Source organism: Tenacibaculum sp. MAR_2009_124, assembly GCF_900105455.1.
In the GTDB taxonomy this organism is placed as follows: domain Bacteria; phylum Bacteroidota; class Bacteroidia; order Flavobacteriales; family Flavobacteriaceae; genus Polaribacter.
In genome coordinates this window covers 1-16,606 of the sequence record NZ_FNSF01000007.1, presented here as the reverse complement: position 1 = coordinate 16,606, position 16,606 = coordinate 1, and the positions used below count along the sequence as shown (strand labels likewise).

Here is a 16,606-nt window from a genome sequence, read left to right as displayed (position 1 = left end):
CTGATAAGGAGACCAACGCGGCTGCCTTGCGGCTATTTTGCATAATAGCAGTTATAACTACACCCGCTATAATAAAACACGCCGAAGGCAACCAAAAGTGGTGCTATTATAACTTCTATTATGTAAATATAGCTTGGGGTGATTTTTGACTTGGCGCGAGGGCAACAGCTATTTGTTTTTTGACTTGGGGTAATGGAGCTTACAAAAATGTTGTGTTAACGCATTTTTGTACGTGGAATCAGCGGTGGATGATGTAAAAAAACAAAGTGCTGTTTTTGCGGTGGGAAGCCAAAAATTACAGGGCGGTGGCGTGCGGAACAACATAAAAGACAGAGGGTTTTTGCTTTTTTCGGCAAAAAACTGGGTTTTATGTTGTGGGGATCTCTGCGTTATGATTGGATTTATAGTATTCGTTTCCTTGCTATTTCTGGATTTCTTCGAGTGTGCAATACACCAAAAATAATGATTCGTTTCTTGTCTTCTTCAACTAAGTAAAATATAGCATAGGGAAAACGAGTAACTAAAGATTGACGTAATTCTTTGTATTTCTGTTGGTAGTGTTCTGGATATTCTTTTATATAAACGAACTCTTTGTTAACTTCTAGTTTAAATTCTTCTCCTAAATCTTCTCGCTGATTGTTATACCATTTTTTTGCCTTTTGCAAGTCTTTATATACAACAGGCAGTAATTTAATTGTATAACTCATTTACCAATCGTTTTTTACAGTATCCCAATCTAATAAATCCGATGGGTTGTTTTTATAGCTTTCTAAACGATTGTCTAACTCTTTTTTATGTGCGGTGGAGATTTCCTGATGTGCTTCTTTTTCTCTTTTTAAAACACGTTCTAAAGCATCCATAATGTTTTCTTTATCAACATTAATTAGCTCTTGTATAAAGTGGTATTTTCTTGACGATAAATCCATAACATTCGTGTTTTTACGTATACAAATATACAATTTCTGTTCCATATGATATTAGCTAAAAGGATGATAGGTGTTAATAGTTTCGTGTAAACTTTCTAAATCGTCTTGTACATAGCGCTCGGTGGAACTGATGTATTTGTGTCCTGCTAAGTATTGTACTTTTCGTAAACTGTAGTGCTGTAACCAACTTATAATAACACTAGTTCTTAATTGTTTGATATCCGTAAAACTGTTATTGATTGCTTTTAACTCTTTGGTTATTTTAGCTAATACACCGTGTAGGTTACTGCTTTTTCCCATAGGCAATAATAATTGTTCGGTTTCTTTATCGGTTTGCTCTAAAATCTCTGGTCTAACAGCGTTAATATATTCCATAAACTCCATTAACTGCCACGGTTTTAATTCTAGTTCTCTTGTATTGCTTTTTCGTGTTCCTGGGATGGTGATTTTGCCTTTATAAAGTTGTATGTGTTCTACCTCCAATAATTGTAAATCTCGTGTATTTAAGCCTTGATACACCAATAAGCCTACAATAATTTTATTACGCTTTCTTGCAAGTTCGTTTCCTTTACTTATTGGATAACTGTAATAAATATCTTCTAATTCTTCGAACTCTAAAAAGTTCTTTTTGACGGATTTTTTAACGCCTTTTATATGTAGGTCTTTTATGATATTCTGTAGCCTGTAATGTTCTGACACCAAATAATCAAAGTAAATTTTAAGATTACCTATATAGGTTTTTAAGGTTCTTGCTTTTACATTCCCTTTTCGTAAATGTTCGATGTATTTTAAAAACGTTTTATACTCTATACTTTCGGGGGTTGTTCCGTAAGTGGTACACCATCTAGTAAATCTAGTAACGCTTCTTTGGTATGTTAGGATAGTTTTGTTGTTGTAACCTTTGCTTTCTAAGTAATTCTTGTACGTGTTCATCGCCTGTATATTCTAAAAAATGAGTATAAATTTGGGTAGATTCTAATGATGTGTGCCCTAAAAAAGTACTGATTTGTTCAATGTCTGCGCCTTGTTCTAGTAAATGCGTAGCTATACTATGGCGTAAGCTGTGAAGTGTAATAGTACGCTCTTGTAAATCGTGGTTTTCTGTAGCTTTTATAATAGCCTTTAAACGATTGGCAAAGCTCATACCCTGTAGTCTCCCTCCTCGGTAATTGATAAACAACGCTTCTGTTTCCTTGTATTTGTAAAACGCTGTTCGCCAATCAAACACATAGTGTTCCAATATTTCCAAGCTGTGCCTGTTAAGCGGAACGAACCTTTCTTTATAGTTCTTTCCTTTACTTACAAATAATCGCTGTTTGTCAAAAAGAATGTCTTTTACATCTAAATGTATCAACTCATTTCTTCGGAGTCCACAACTGTAACAACATACTAAAATGGCTTTATCTCTATACCGTATTTTTGCATCTGGATTACTAAATTTTGTTGCTGCAAATAGCTCTTTTATTTCTGCTTGTGTTAGCACACTTAACATATCTCTGGCGTTACCCGTTTCTCGTTTTAGATGAATGTTAATCCCTTTATGGTTATGTGCTTTTAGGTATTCTCTGAACTTAAACAACGCTTGTTGATGTTTGTTTAAATGTCCGTTACTAATACCTCCCCCTCGTCGTTGATTCGTACGTGATTTTAAGTAATTGTAATAATCCGTGATGTGTTTGGTTTGTATATGGTTAAGCTTATTTATATTTTTATTTTCCAAGTAATGAAAGAACTCTCGTAAATGAATCGGCAAATTATACACCGTACTCTCTGCATAACCTAAAACATCTAACCATTGTTTAAAGTCTTGTACTAAAACCTTATAACTGTGCGTATCTAAATGGAGTTGTTTCATAATTTACCTTTGGTATTAGTTCCCGAATCGAGTTCGGGATTAATTCGATTACGCATTTTTATAAAATACTATCTCATTAATTTTTATTCTGTGGGTGTTTTTTAGGGTTTACTTGCGAGTTGCACTTAATTACCTAATTTATAGCTAATTAAATCCGCAAAAGATTAGTTGCGAGTTACTTGCGAGGTTGCGACTTCTATTTGTGTGATACAGTCATTTAACGCATTATCTATCTGCTCTTTAAGGTTTTTATATTCGTCTATGTCAATGATTTCAAAACAGTAGCTTTTGGTTTTAGCTTTCTTTATTCTACGTATATAACCTTCTGCTAATAATTGTTTGTTATAGTTACGAAGTGTACTTTCTTTTACTCGTAATCTCTTTCTTATTTCGGTATTGGTAAACGTAGTTTGCTTGTTTTCTTGAAGGTACTTTTTTAAGTTTTCTAAATGATTTCTGCAAGCTCCTGTGATCGTATCGCTTTTTCGTAATAATACTTCTGTTATGAGTTCGTTGGCTTCCTCAATATCCTCGATTTCTGTTTCTATATATTCTTCGCCTGTGTCTTTATCATATTGCTTCTCTCGTTGCCACTGTTTATAAAAGGTAATCGCTTCTATAAACTGTAAATAATGACTGTTGGTTCTTCTTGGTTTAAATACTGACGATGGCAGCGATAAGTGTAAGGCATACGGATTGATGACTTTTATCGGTTGTAATACTCGTTGCACGTTTTGTAAAATTTCTCTAGCTTCTATTTGAACTCCATCATTTACCTGTCCTGCCGACACGGCGCGCTGATAATTCATAATGCGTTTGTCCTGTTCTTCGCTTTCATCAATATAGAGCAGGAAGCTCCTGTTGCTGTTATCCTCGTAAATACTTTCTTGGGTGGTACAACCTGCTACACTTACAGGACCTTCAACGGTTAAATGGATCGTTTTGGTAGTGCCTTTGCGGTCTTTGTGCACTACGGTTTTGGTAATTCTCTTTTTACTTTGTAATTCTCGTAGTGGGTAGAGTACAGATTCTGCACCGTCTAAGTCTTCTATAAGGATTAATTTGTGTTGTAGTTCTGTACGATTGAAGTAATAAAAAGCATTGGCACTTAGTACCGTGATTTCTATTTTGTCCTCCTCTGGTATCAGTTCTGCTACTTTACTTTGTAAATGGGTTTTTCCTACACCACTACTCCCCAAGCTTATACAATGCAATGGATTGTTCGTTTTTCTTGATGTAAATATAAGATACATCAACAAGCGGTTAACATGCTCACCAATAACACCACTTTTACCGATATACTCGTTCGTTTTTTCTAGTAGGTTTTTTGATTGTAAAAATTTAATGGCTGCTTTTTCTTCGGTAGCTGTAAGTTGTTTGGTATAGGGTTTCTGGTTTTCCGTTTGCTTTTCATTTAGTAAAAACCTGTGACTCTCTAATGTCTTGGTTACTTCTTGTAACGCTTTTCTAATTATACTTGTACCTATCTCTAAACGTTCTGCACATTTACGTACGAGCTTTTCTACTTGGTTATCGTTGTATAAATCTACACTCTGACGTAGTACATTTAATACACTCTTTCCTTTTTGCAATTTCTCAATACTTAAGGTTACTCGTAAACTTTCTAATTTATTGAGCTGTAATCCGCCTAAAACATGGAGTTCTAATTCCTTTGTTTTATATACATAGTCGTTTGCCTTACTTGTATTGAGTTTGTTCATAACTTATAAATATCACTTATCAGTTACAAACTTAATCAATAAATCATATTCTACAACAATTAATTTGTTTGTTTTTTAACCTTTAAGTAGCGTATATTTGTAAAAAACCTACTTTTAAAGGCTTTTTATCACTTTTTGATTATGAATTTAGGAGCAACTATTACTCTTTTAAGGAAAGAAAATAAACTATCTCGTGAAGATTTAGGTAAAATGGCAGGAACTTCAGGCGCAGTTATAGGAAGGTATGAACGTGATGAAATTACTCCTTCTGTAGAAATTGCTAACAAAATAGCAATAGCTCTAGATGTTTCTTTAGACTATCTTGTTGGCAATAACAATATTATTTTTAAAGATAAAGCCATTTTAAAACGTATTGAAAATATTACTAAAATGCCTGCACAAGAAAAACAACAACTTTTTAATGTTATGGATGCACTAATACGTGACTTTAACGCTAAAAAAGCTTACTCCTAAAAAACAAAAAACTACCTCACAATTTAATGTAAGGTAGCTTTTATATTTATTGTTATTGCTTACTCATAACCCGCCACTAGTTACAAACTAGCGGGAACATCACTCAAACATTCTAGCACCATCAAGGGGTAGCCGTTACTTTGACATACTAGCGCCATCAGGGGTTTGCTTACTCATAACCGCCACGAGAAAGGATTCTCGCGGTAGCCTTACTCTTTATCGATCATTCGCGCGGGAACGAGGGTAGCCTCACTCTTTATCGCTCATTCGCGCGGGAGCGGGGCAGAAACGATTTTATTGAAAAAGAGTAATTTTCTCCCTCTTCTACTTCAAAGATTTCTTTTTTAAAAAGAGCCAGTACCTGTTGTAGCTTCTCAACGTTGTTTTCACATAAATACAAATACTTTTCAACATCTGTATCAATACGTATCAAGTCATTAAAAACATCAATCTTTTTAATATTCTCTTGATGCTCCTTATTAAACCCAACGATAACGAAAACAGCAAACCCATTGGGACTTTTTATCATATCGCTACCCAGCTGATACTGTCTTAGCACCTCCATTTGGATATATTCATCTCTACCAAAAATCGATAAAAGAAACGGAATATTTGAATTCTTATAAACCTTATCTAATTCTTTAAGACTCTTCTTCTTTTTTAATCTTTTATTTAAACGATCTAGGAGATACAACATTTACTTTATTTTTTGCTTTCACATTAGTATTATCTTTCTTTTTGTATGTCTGCATTTCTTTCTTTGCTTTTTCTAACTGATTATATAATACAAAGGTACCCGTACCAACCCCTAAAGAAACTGCACCAATCTTGGTACCTAAACTGTAATTGCCTTGCCAATTAGGTAAATCACTACCATTGGCAAATTTACCTCTAGGTTGCCCAAAAATAATATCATTATTTTCTCTACCAAAGTTTAACTCTATTCTCTCGGATTTTTTTACAATCGTATAAGGAGTATGTCGTTTAAAAGTACCCAATTCGTCTAGAACTATTGTATTACCAGTTCTCTCCTTCAAAAAATCATCATAAGAACCATACACATTCCCAGTGCCTCGATACGTAGAATATTTAACATCAACATAAGGTTCTGGTACTCCTGAACTTACAGGTACTTTTGCTCTTCCCTTTCTACTTAAGTATCGTGATAAAGCTGGCAACCCTCCTCTTAAGGCACTAAGACCAGCAGCATACATTTCAGCTTCTAGAACAAATTTGGCCTGACTTTGTATAGCAACTCCATTACCATTGGTAGTTACTGCCTCAATAACAAAAGACTCTAACCAGTTGCTATCATTATTATCATACAGTCCAGACATCGAAGTAGTAAATCCTGCAACATTCTTTAAATGTAAAGACTGACCCTCATAGACTAAATCTGCGTTCTCTATCGAAGGATTAAATTTTAAAATATCTTGTAATGCTACTCCTGTTGTTTTTGCAATATTTGATAGATTATCTCCTTTCATCACTCGATAACCACGATAAACCCAATCTATAGAAGTGGTTCTTGAAAACTCTTCCAAACCTTCCAACTCTCCAAAAGCAATAACTTTATTACCACTAAAACTATAAGGTGAATAATGTGGGTATTTAGACATCAAAGGATCCACTGCAAAGAATCTACCCACACGAGGGTCGTGCATACGGAATTTGTAGTTAACCGAGTTTCCTTCTCCTTTTATCTCGTCGTCTTTCTCTTGTCCTTGGAAGCCATATCTATAAGAATCTGCTTGTCCATGTCTATTAGGTACGAGCATACCAAAGGGATAGTAGTCTATGCGCTTTTCTACAAAAAATTACTTTTTTTTTGCGCATACCTTACCTTTCTCAGCTACTAAAAAATATTTTAAAGAACGTTTACTTACCTGCGAATATACTGTTTTTTAGCCTTTCCATAAGTAGTATAAGGTAACAACTTTTCTTCAAGTTGTTACCTTGTTAACGTTCCGCAAAGGGTTTAAAAAGTGGCTGGTGGTGCGTGGATTTTCAACCCTTTGTGGAATGGCTTGTTTTTCATCCTGACGGCACGAGTTGTATAAAAAAACAAGCAAAGAAGTAAGGCAAGCTTTTTCACTTGGCGGCTTTTTGTGAAGTCTTTTTTAGGCAAATTCGAAGCGGTGGCTTACGAAGTAAAAATTAACGTCCGACTGATAAGGAGACCAACGCGGCTGCCTTGCGGCTATTTTGCATAATAGCAGTTATAACTACACCCGCTATAATAAAACACGCCGAAGGCAACCAAAAGTGGTGCTATTATAACTTCTATTATGTAAATATAGCTTGGGGTGATTTTTGACTTGGCGCGAGGGCAACAGCTATTTGTTTTTTGACTTGGGGTAATGGAGCTTACAAAAATGTTGTGTTAACGCATTTTTGTACGTGGAATCAGCGGTGGATGATGTAAAAAAACAAAGTGCTGTTTTTGCGGTGGGAAGCCAAAAATTACAGGGCGGTGGCGTGCGGAACAACATAAAAGACAGAGGGTTTTTGCTTTTTTCGGCAAAAAACTGGGTTTTATGTTGTGGGGATCTCTGCGTTATGATTGGATTTATAGTATTCGTTTCCTTGCTATTTCTGGATTTCTTCGAGTGTGCAATACACCAAAAATAATGATTCGTTTCTTGTCTTCTTCAACTAAGTAAAATATAGCATAGGGAAAACGAGTAACTAAAGATTGACGTAATTCTTTGTATTTCTGTTGGTAGTGTTCTGGATATTCTTTTATATAAACGAACTCTTTGTTAACTTCTAGTTTAAATTCTTCTCCTAAATCTTCTCGCTGATTGTTATACCATTTTTTTGCCTTTTGCAAGTCTTTATATACAACAGGCAGTAATTTAATTGTATAACTCATTTACCAATCGTTTTTTACAGTATCCCAATCTAATAAATCCGATGGGTTGTTTTTATAGCTTTCTAAACGATTGTCTAACTCTTTTTTATGTGCGGTGGAGATTTCCTGATGTGCTTCTTTTTCTCTTTTTAAAACACGTTCTAAAGCATCCATAATGTTTTCTTTATCAACATTAATTAGCTCTTGTATAAAGTGGTATTTTCTTGACGATAAATCCATAACATTCGTGTTTTTACGTATACAAATATACAATTTCTGTTCCATATGATATTAGCTAAAAGGATGATAGGTGTTAATAGTTTCGTGTAAACTTTCTAAATCGTCTTGTACATAGCGCTCGGTGGAACTGATGTATTTGTGTCCTGCTAAGTATTGTACTTTTCGTAAACTGTAGTGCTGTAACCAACTTATAATAACACTAGTTCTTAATTGTTTGATATCCGTAAAACTGTTATTGATTGCTTTTAACTCTTTGGTTATTTTAGCTAATACACCGTGTAGGTTACTGCTTTTTCCCATAGGCAATAATAATTGTTCGGTTTCTTTATCGGTTTGCTCTAAAATCTCTGGTCTAACAGCGTTAATATATTCCATAAACTCCATTAACTGCCACGGTTTTAATTCTAGTTCTCTTGTATTGCTTTTTCGTGTTCCTGGGATGGTGATTTTGCCTTTATAAAGTTGTATGTGTTCTACCTCCAATAATTGTAAATCTCGTGTATTTAAGCCTTGATACACCAATAAGCCTACAATAATTTTATTACGCTTTCTTGCAAGTTCGTTTCCTTTACTTATTGGATAACTGTAATAAATATCTTCTAATTCTTCGAACTCTAAAAAGTTCTTTTTGACGGATTTTTTAACGCCTTTTATATGTAGGTCTTTTATGATATTCTGTAGCCTGTAATGTTCTGACACCAAATAATCAAAGTAAATTTTAAGATTACCTATATAGGTTTTTAAGGTTCTTGCTTTTACATTCCCTTTTCGTAAATGTTCGATGTATTTTAAAAACGTTTTATACTCTATACTTTCGGGGGTTGTTCCGTAAGTGGTACACCATCTAGTAAATCTAGTAACGCTTCTTTGGTATGTTAGGATAGTTTTGTTGTTGTAACCTTTGCTTTCTAAGTAATTCTTGTACGTGTTCATCGCCTGTATATTCTAAAAAATGAGTATAAATTTGGGTAGATTCTAATGATGTGTGCCCTAAAAAAGTACTGATTTGTTCAATGTCTGCGCCTTGTTCTAGTAAATGCGTAGCTATACTATGGCGTAAGCTGTGAAGTGTAATAGTACGCTCTTGTAAATCGTGGTTTTCTGTAGCTTTTATAATAGCCTTTAAACGATTGGCAAAGCTCATACCCTGTAGTCTCCCTCCTCGGTAATTGATAAACAACGCTTCTGTTTCCTTGTATTTGTAAAACGCTGTTCGCCAATCAAACACATAGTGTTCCAATATTTCCAAGCTGTGCCTGTTAAGCGGAACGAACCTTTCTTTATAGTTCTTTCCTTTACTTACAAATAATCGCTGTTTGTCAAAAAGAATGTCTTTTACATCTAAATGTATCAACTCATTTCTTCGGAGTCCACAACTGTAACAACATACTAAAATGGCTTTATCTCTATACCGTATTTTTGCATCTGGATTACTAAATTTTGTTGCTGCAAATAGCTCTTTTATTTCTGCTTGTGTTAGCACACTTAACATATCTCTGGCGTTACCCGTTTCTCGTTTTAGATGAATGTTAATCCCTTTATGGTTATGTGCTTTTAGGTATTCTCTGAACTTAAACAACGCTTGTTGATGTTTGTTTAAATGTCCGTTACTAATACCTCCCCCTCGTCGTTGATTCGTACGTGATTTTAAGTAATTGTAATAATCCGTGATGTGTTTGGTTTGTATATGGTTAAGCTTATTTATATTTTTATTTTCCAAGTAATGAAAGAACTCTCGTAAATGAATCGGCAAATTATACACCGTACTCTCTGCATAACCTAAAACATCTAACCATTGTTTAAAGTCTTGTACTAAAACCTTATAACTGTGCGTATCTAAATGGAGTTGTTTCATAATTTACCTTTGGTATTAGTTCCCGAATCGAGTTCGGGATTAATTCGATTACGCATTTTTATAAAATACTATCTCATTAATTTTTATTCTGTGGGTGTTTTTTAGGGTTTACTTGCGAGTTGCACTTAATTACCTAATTTATAGCTAATTAAATCCGCAAAAGATTAGTTGCGAGTTACTTGCGAGGTTGCGACTTCTATTTGTGTGATACAGTCATTTAACGCATTATCTATCTGCTCTTTAAGGTTTTTATATTCGTCTATGTCAATGATTTCAAAACAGTAGCTTTTGGTTTTAGCTTTCTTTATTCTACGTATATAACCTTCTGCTAATAATTGTTTGTTATAGTTACGAAGTGTACTTTCTTTTACTCGTAATCTCTTTCTTATTTCGGTATTGGTAAACGTAGTTTGCTTGTTTTCTTGAAGGTACTTTTTTAAGTTTTCTAAATGATTTCTGCAAGCTCCTGTGATCGTATCGCTTTTTCGTAATAATACTTCTGTTATGAGTTCGTTGGCTTCCTCAATATCCTCGATTTCTGTTTCTATATATTCTTCGCCTGTGTCTTTATCATATTGCTTCTCTCGTTGCCACTGTTTATAAAAGGTAATCGCTTCTATAAACTGTAAAATAATGACTGTTGGTTCTTCTTGGTTTAAATACTGACGATGGCAGCGATAAGTGTAAGGCATACGGATTGATGACTTTTATCGGTTGTAATACTCGTTGCACGTTTGTAAAATTTCTCTAGCTTCTATTTGAACTCCATCATTTACCTGTCCTGCCGACACGGCGCGCTGATAATTCATAATGCGTTTGTCCTGTTCTTCGCTTTCATCAATATAGAGCAGGAAGCTCCTGTTGCTGTTATCCTCGTAAATACTTTCTTGGGTGGTACAACTGCTACACTTACAGGACCTTCAACGGTTAAATGGATCGTTTTGGTAGTGCCTTTGCGGTCTTTGTGCACTACGGTTTTGGTAATTCTCTTTTTACTTTGTAATTCTCGTAGTGGGTAGAGTACAGATTCTGCACCGTCTAAGTCTTCTATAAGGATTAATTTGTGTTGTAGTTCTGTACGATTGAAGTAATAAAAAGCATTGGCACTTAGTACCGTGATTTCTATTTTGTCCTCCTCTGGTATCAGTTCTGCTACTTTACTTTGTAAATGGGTTTTTCCTACACCACTACTCCCCAAGCTTATACAATGCAATGGATTGTTCGTTTTTCTTGATGTAAATATAAGATACATCAACAAGCGGTTAACATGCTCACCAATAACACCACTTTTACCGATATACTCGTTCGTTTTTTCTAGTAGGTTTTTTGATTGTAAAAATTTAATGGCTGCTTTTTCTTCGGTAGCTGTAAGTTGTTTGGTATAGGGTTTCTGGTTTTCCGTTTGCTTTTCATTTAGTAAAAACCTGTGACTCTCTAATGTCTTGGTTACTTCTTGTAACGCTTTTCTAATTATACTTGTACCTATCTCTAAACGTTCTGCACATTTACGTACGAGCTTTTCTACTTGGTTATCGTTGTATAAATCTACACTCTGACGTAGTACATTTAATACACTCTTTCCTTTTTGCAATTTCTCAATACTTAAGGTTACTCGTAAACTTTCTAATTTATTGAGCTGTAATCCGCCTAAAACATGGAGTTCTAATTCCTTTGTTTTATATACATAGTCGTTTGCCTTACTTGTATTGAGTTTGTTCATAACTTATATCACTTATCAGTTACAAACTTAATCAATAAATCATATTCTACAACAATTAATTTGTTTTTTTTTAACCTTTAAGTAGCGTATATTTGTAAAAAACCTACTTTTAAAGGCTTTTTATCACTTTTTGATTATGAATTTAGGAGCAACTATTACTCTTTTAAGGAAAGAAAATAAACTATCTCGTGAAGATTTAGGTAAAATGGCAGGAACTTCAGGCGCAGTTATAGGAAGGTATGAACGTGATGAAATTACTCCTTCTGTAGAAATTGCTAACAAAATAGCAATAGCTCTAGATGTTTCTTTAGACTATCTTGTTGGCAATAACAATATTATTTTTAAAGATAAAGCCATTTTAAAACGTATTGAAAATATTACTAAAATGCCTGCACAAGAAAAACAACAACTTTTTAATGTTATGGATGCACTAATACGTGACTTTAACGCTAAAAAAGCTTACTCCTAAAAAACAAAAAACTACCTCACAATTTAATGTAAGGTAGCTTTTATATTTATTGTTATTGCTTACTCATAACCCGCCACTAGTTACAAACTAGCGGGAACATCACTCAAACATTCTAGCACCATCAAGGGGTAGCCGTTACTTTGACATACTAGCGCCATCAGGGGTTTGCTTACTCATAACCGCCACGAGAAAGGATTCTCGCGGTAGCCTTACTCTTTATCGATCATTCGCGCGGGAACGAGGGTAGCCTCACTCTTTATCGCTCATTCGCGCGGGAGCGGGGCAGAAACGATTTTATTGAAAAAGAGTAATTTTCTCCCTCTTCTACTTCAAAGATTTCTTTTTTAAAAAGAGCCAGTACCTGTTGTAGCTTCTCAACGTTGTTTTCACATAAATACAAATACTTTTCAACATCTGTATCAATACGTATCAAGTCATTAAAAACATCAATCTTTTTAATATTCTCTTGATGCTCCTTATTAAACCCAACGATAACGAAAACAGCAAACCCATTGGGACTTTTTATCATATCGCTACCCAGCTGATACTGTCTTATTCATACCTCTTTTTATTTGAATTCTTATAAACCTTATCTAATTCTTTAAGACTCTTCTTCTTTTTTAATCTTTTATTTAAACGATCTAGGAGATACAACATTTACTTTATTTTTTGCTTTCACATTAGTATTATCTTTCTTTTTGTATGTCTGCATTTCTTTCTTTGCTTTTTCTAACTGATTATATAATACAAAGGTACCCGTACCAACCCCTAAAGAAACTGCACCAATCTTGGTACCTAAACTGTAATTGCCTTGCCAATTAGGTAAATCACTACCATTGGCAAATTTACCTCTAGGTTGCCCAAAAATAATATCATTATTTTTCTCTACCAAAGTTTAACTCTATTCTCTCGGATTTTTTTACAATCGTATAAGGAGTATGTCGTTTAAAAGTACCCAATTCGTCTAGAACTATTGTATTACCAGTTCTCTCCTTCAAAAAATCATCATAAGAACCATACACATTCCCAGTGCCTCGATACGTAGAATATTTAACATCAACATAAGGTTCTGGTACTCTCTTAAGGTACTTTTGCTCTTCCCTTTCTACTTAAGTATCGTGATAAAGCTGGCAACCCCTCCTTAAGCACTAAGACCAGCAGCATACATTTCAGCTTCTAGAACAAATTTGGCCTGACTTTGTATAGCAACTCCATTACCATTGGTAGTTACTGCCTCAATAACAAAAGACTCTAACCAGTTGCTATCATTATTATCATACAGTCCAGACATCGAAGTAGTAAATCCTGCAACATTCTTTAAATGTAAAGACTGACCCTCATAACTAAATCTCTTCTCTATCGAAGGATTAAATTTTAAAATATCTTGTAATGCTACTCCTGTTGTTTTTGCAATATTTGATAGATTATCTCCTTTCATCACTCGATAACCACGATAAACCCAATCTATAGAAGTGGTTCTTGAAAACTCTTCCAAACCTTCCAACTCTCCAAAAGCAATAACTTTATTACCACTAAACTATAAGGTGAATAATGTGGGTATTTAGACATCAAAGGATCCACTGCAAAGAATCTACCCACACGAGGGTCGTGCATACGGAATTTGTAGTTAACCGAGTTTCCTTCTCCTTTTATCTCGTCGTCTTTCTCTTGTCCTTGGAAGCCATATCTATAAGAATCTGCTTGTCCATGTCTATTAGGTACGAGCATACCAAAGGGATAGTAGTCTATGCGCTTTTCTACAAAAAATTACTTTTTTTTTGCGCATACTTACCTTTCTCAGCTACTAAAAAATATTTTAAAGAACGTTTACTTACCTGCGAATATACTGTTTTTTAGCCTTTCCATAAGTAGTATAAGGTAACAACTTTTCTTCAAGTTGTTACCTTGTTAACGTTCCGCAAAGGGTTTAAAAAGTGGCTGGTGGTGCGTGGATTTTCAACCTTTGTGGAATGGCTTGTTTTTCATCCTGACGGCACGAGTTGTATAAAAAAACAAGCAAAGAAGTAAGGCAAGCTTTTTCACTTGGCGGCTTTTTGTGAAGTCTTTTTTAGGCAAATTCGAAGCGGTGGCTTACGAAGTAAAAATTAACGTCCGACTGATAAGGAGACCAACGCGGCTGCCTTGCGGCTATTTTGCATAATAGCAGTTATAACTACACCCGCTATAATAAAACACGCCGAAGGCAACCAAAAGTGGTGCTATTATAACTTCTATTATGTAAATATAGCTTGGGGTGATTTTTGACTTGGCGCGAGGGCAACAGCTATTTGTTTTTTGACTTGGGGTAATGGAGCTTACAAAAATGTTGTGTTAACGCATTTTGTACGTGGAATCAGCGGTGGATGATGTAAAAAAACAAAGTGCTGTTTTTGCGGTGGGAAGCCAAAAATTACAGGGCGGTGGCGTGCGGAACAACATAAAAGACAGAGGGTTTTTGCTTTTTTCGGCAAAAAACTGGGTTTTATGTTGTGGGGATCTCTGCGTTATGATTGGATTTATAGTATTCGTTTCCTTGCTATTTCTGGATTTCTTCGAGTGTGCAATACACCAAAAATAATGATTCGTTTCTTGTCTTCTTCAACTAAGTAAAATATAGCATAGGGAAAACGAGTAACTAAAGATTGACGTAATTCTTTGTATTCTGTTGGTAGTGTTCTGGATATTCTTTATATAAACGAACTCTTTGTTAACTTCTAGTTTAAATTCTTCTCCTAAATCTTCTCGCTGATTGTTATATACCATTTTTTTGCCTTTGCAAGTCTTTATATACAACAGGCAGTAATTTAATTGTATAACTCATTTACCAATCGTTTTTTACAGTATCCCAATCTAATAAATCCGATGGGTTGTTTTTATAGCTTTCTAAACGATTGTCTAACTCTTTTTTATGTGCGGTGGAGATTTCCTGATGTGCTTCTTTTTCTCTTTTTAAAACACGTTCTAAAGCATCCATAATGTTTTCTTATCAACATTAATTAGCTCTTGTATAAAGTGGTATTTTCTTGACGATAAATCCATAACATTCGTGTTTTTACGTATACAAATATACAATTTCTGTTCCATATGATATTAGCTAAAAGGATGATAGGTGTTAATAGTTTCGTGTAAACTTTCTAAATCGTCTTGTACATAGCGCTCGGTGGAACTGATGTATTTGTGTCCTGCTAAGTATTGTACTTTTCGTAAACTGTAGTGCTGTAACCAACTTATAATAACACTAGTTCTTAATTGTTTGATATCCGTAAAACTGTTATTGATTGCTTTTAACTCTTTGGTTATTTTAGCTAATACACCGTGTAGGTTACTGCTTTTTCCCATAGGCAATAATAATTGTTCGGTTTCTTTATCGGTTTGCTCTAAAATCTCTGGTCTAACAGCGTTAATATATTCCATAAACTCCATTAACTGCCACGGTTTTAATTCTAGTTCTCTTGTATTGCTTTTTCGTGTTCCTGGGATGGTGATTTTGCCTTTATAAAGTTGTATGTGTTCTACCTCCAATAATTGTAAATCTCGTGTATTTAAGCCTTGATACACCAATAAGCCTACAATAATTTTATTACGCTTTCTTGCAAGTTCGTTTCCTTTACTTATTGGATAACTGTAATAAATATCTTCTAATTCTTCGAACTCTAAAAAGTTCTTTTTGACGGATTTTTTAACGCCTTTTATATGTAGGTCTTTTATGATATTCTGTAGCCTGTAATGTTCTGACACCAAATAATCAAAGTAAATTTTAAGATTACCTATATAGGTTTTTAAGGTTCTTGCTTTTACATTCCCTTTTCGTAAATGTTCGATGTATTTTAAAAACGTTTTATACTCTATACTTTCGGGGGTTGTTCCGTAAGTGGTACACCATCTAGTAAATCTAGTAACGCTTCTTTGGTATGTTAGGATAGTTTTGTTGTTGTAACCTTTGCTTTCTAAGTAATTCTTGTACGTGTTCATCGCCTGTATATTCTAAAAATGAGTATAAATTTGGGTAGATCTAATGATGTGTGCCCTAAAAAAGTACTGATTTGTTCAATGTCTGCGCCTTGTTCTAGTAAATGCGTAGCTATACTATGGCGTAAGCTGTGAAGTGTAATAGTACGCTCTTGTAAATCGTGGTTTTCTGTAGCTTTTATAATAGCCTTTAAACGATTGGCAAAGCTCATACCCTGTAGTCTCCCTCCTCGGTAATTGATAAACAACGCTTCTGTTTCCTTGTATTTGTAAAACGCTGTTCGCCAATCAAACACATAGTGTTCCAATATTTCCAAGCTGTGCCTGTTAAGCGGAACGAACCTTTCTTTATAGTTCTTTCCTTTACTTACAAATAATCGCTGTTTGTCAAAAAGAATGTCTTTTACATCTAAATGTATCAACTCATTTTCTCGGAGTCCACAACTGTAACAACATACTAAATGGCTTTATCTCTATACCGTATTTTTGCATCTGGATTACTAAATTTTGTTGCTGCAAATAG

The 16,606-nt window shown here is 34.6% G+C and carries 21 protein-coding genes and 1 pseudogene; 2 read left to right on the top strand and 20 right to left on the bottom strand.

Annotation, left to right across the window (positions count from 1 at the left end):
• Positions 1–401: 401 nt before the first annotated feature.
• The 5 genes from BLW23_RS17100 to BLW23_RS17080 form a co-directional block, all read right to left on the bottom strand.
• Positions 402–707 (bottom strand): type II toxin-antitoxin system RelE/ParE family toxin, encoded by a 306-nt coding sequence (locus BLW23_RS17100; protein ID WP_093672138.1) that lies wholly within the window; start codon positions 705–707, stop codon positions 402–404.
• Positions 708–926 (bottom strand): addiction module protein, encoded by a 219-nt coding sequence (locus BLW23_RS17095; protein WP_093672136.1) that lies wholly within the window; start codon positions 924–926, stop codon positions 708–710. It abuts the gene before it with no gap.
• 51 nt (positions 927–977) lie between these two features.
• Complete coding sequence (locus tag BLW23_RS17090; protein WP_093672122.1) at positions 978–1,859, bottom strand: tyrosine-type recombinase/integrase; 882 nt, start codon at positions 1,857–1,859, stop codon at positions 978–980.
• A complete protein-coding gene (locus BLW23_RS17085; protein WP_093672134.1) occupies positions 1,780–2,781 on the bottom strand; it encodes a tyrosine-type recombinase/integrase in 1,002 nt (333 codons plus the stop codon). The genes BLW23_RS17090 and BLW23_RS17085 overlap by 80 nt, the downstream gene beginning before the upstream one ends.
• A gap of 164 nt (positions 2,782–2,945) precedes the next feature.
• Complete coding sequence (locus tag BLW23_RS17080; protein WP_093672144.1) at positions 2,946–4,502, bottom strand: hypothetical protein; 1,557 nt, start codon at positions 4,500–4,502, stop codon at positions 2,946–2,948.
• A 141-nt stretch (positions 4,503–4,643) separates the two neighbouring features.
• On the opposite strand from BLW23_RS17080, the gene BLW23_RS17075 reads away from it, so the two are divergent.
• Positions 4,644–4,976: a helix-turn-helix domain-containing protein gene (locus BLW23_RS17075; protein ID WP_093672132.1), complete on the top strand. Its 333-nt coding sequence runs from the start codon at positions 4,644–4,646 to the stop codon at positions 4,974–4,976.
• 256 nt (positions 4,977–5,232) lie between these two features.
• On the opposite strand, the gene BLW23_RS17070 is transcribed toward BLW23_RS17075, so the two are convergent.
• The 8 genes from BLW23_RS17070 to BLW23_RS23520 form a co-directional block, all read right to left on the bottom strand.
• Positions 5,233–5,673: a hypothetical protein gene (locus tag BLW23_RS17070; protein WP_093672142.1), complete on the bottom strand. Its 441-nt coding sequence runs from the start codon at positions 5,671–5,673 to the stop codon at positions 5,233–5,235.
• The gene (locus BLW23_RS17065) at positions 5,645–6,775 is read right to left on the bottom strand and encodes an RHS repeat-associated core domain-containing protein (RefSeq protein ID WP_255362845.1); all 1,131 of its coding nucleotides are present in this window, start codon (positions 6,773–6,775) and stop codon (positions 5,645–5,647) included. Before BLW23_RS17065 ends, BLW23_RS17070 begins: the two co-directional genes overlap by 29 nt.
• Before the next feature lie 770 nt (positions 6,776–7,545).
• Entirely contained in the window at positions 7,546–7,851 is a 306-nt protein-coding gene (locus BLW23_RS17060) for a type II toxin-antitoxin system RelE/ParE family toxin (RefSeq protein WP_093672138.1), read from the bottom strand.
• Positions 7,852–8,070, bottom strand: coding sequence for an addiction module protein (locus BLW23_RS17055; protein ID WP_093672136.1), 219 nt, complete (start codon positions 8,068–8,070; stop codon positions 7,852–7,854).
• A gap of 51 nt (positions 8,071–8,121) precedes the next feature.
• Positions 8,122–9,003: a tyrosine-type recombinase/integrase gene (locus BLW23_RS17050; RefSeq protein ID WP_093672122.1), complete on the bottom strand. Its 882-nt coding sequence runs from the start codon at positions 9,001–9,003 to the stop codon at positions 8,122–8,124.
• Positions 8,924–9,925: a tyrosine-type recombinase/integrase gene (locus BLW23_RS17045; RefSeq protein WP_093672134.1), complete on the bottom strand. Its 1,002-nt coding sequence runs from the start codon at positions 9,923–9,925 to the stop codon at positions 8,924–8,926. Before BLW23_RS17045 ends, BLW23_RS17050 begins: the two co-directional genes overlap by 80 nt.
• A gap of 164 nt (positions 9,926–10,089) precedes the next feature.
• Positions 10,090–10,617 (bottom strand): hypothetical protein, encoded by a 528-nt coding sequence (locus tag BLW23_RS23525; RefSeq protein WP_218134064.1) that lies wholly within the window; start codon positions 10,615–10,617, stop codon positions 10,090–10,092.
• A gap of 113 nt (positions 10,618–10,730) precedes the next feature.
• A complete protein-coding gene (locus BLW23_RS23520) occupies positions 10,731–11,645 on the bottom strand; it encodes a hypothetical protein (protein ID WP_218134063.1) in 915 nt (304 codons plus the stop codon).
• Between the two features lie 136 nt (positions 11,646–11,781).
• On the opposite strand from BLW23_RS23520, the gene BLW23_RS17035 reads away from it, so the two are divergent.
• Entirely contained in the window at positions 11,782–12,114 is a 333-nt protein-coding gene (locus tag BLW23_RS17035; RefSeq protein WP_093672132.1) for a helix-turn-helix domain-containing protein, read from the top strand.
• Positions 12,115–12,370: 256 nt separating this feature from the next.
• On the opposite strand, the gene BLW23_RS17030 is transcribed toward BLW23_RS17035, so the two are convergent.
• The 7 genes and pseudogenes from BLW23_RS17030 to BLW23_RS16995 form a co-directional block, all read right to left on the bottom strand.
• Positions 12,371–12,643 carry a hypothetical protein gene (locus BLW23_RS17030; protein WP_093672130.1) on the bottom strand — a complete coding sequence of 91 codons (273 nt, stop codon included), beginning with the start codon at positions 12,641–12,643 and terminating at the stop codon, positions 12,371–12,373.
• A 99-nt stretch (positions 12,644–12,742) separates the two neighbouring features.
• Complete coding sequence (locus BLW23_RS17025) at positions 12,743–13,006, bottom strand: hypothetical protein (protein ID WP_093672128.1); 264 nt, start codon at positions 13,004–13,006, stop codon at positions 12,743–12,745.
• Positions 13,007–13,255: 249 nt separating this feature from the next.
• Positions 13,256–13,552: a LysM peptidoglycan-binding domain-containing protein gene (locus tag BLW23_RS17020; protein WP_093672126.1), complete on the bottom strand. Its 297-nt coding sequence runs from the start codon at positions 13,550–13,552 to the stop codon at positions 13,256–13,258.
• A gap of 26 nt (positions 13,553–13,578) precedes the next feature.
• Positions 13,579–13,863 carry an RHS repeat domain-containing protein gene (locus BLW23_RS17015; protein WP_255362844.1) on the bottom strand — a complete coding sequence of 95 codons (285 nt, stop codon included), beginning with the start codon at positions 13,861–13,863 and terminating at the stop codon, positions 13,579–13,581.
• Positions 13,864–14,935: 1,072 nt separating this feature from the next.
• Entirely contained in the window at positions 14,936–15,088 is a 153-nt protein-coding gene (locus tag BLW23_RS17005) for an addiction module protein (protein ID WP_255362823.1), read from the bottom strand.
• Between the two features lie 116 nt (positions 15,089–15,204).
• A complete protein-coding gene (locus BLW23_RS17000) occupies positions 15,205–16,086 on the bottom strand; it encodes a tyrosine-type recombinase/integrase (protein WP_093672122.1) in 882 nt (293 codons plus the stop codon).
• Positions 16,083–16,523, bottom strand: a pseudogene (locus BLW23_RS16995) (tyrosine-type recombinase/integrase); the annotation flags it as partial. The pseudogene BLW23_RS16995 and the gene BLW23_RS17000, both read right to left, overlap by 4 nt.
• Between the last annotated feature and the right edge of the window lie 83 nt (positions 16,524–16,606).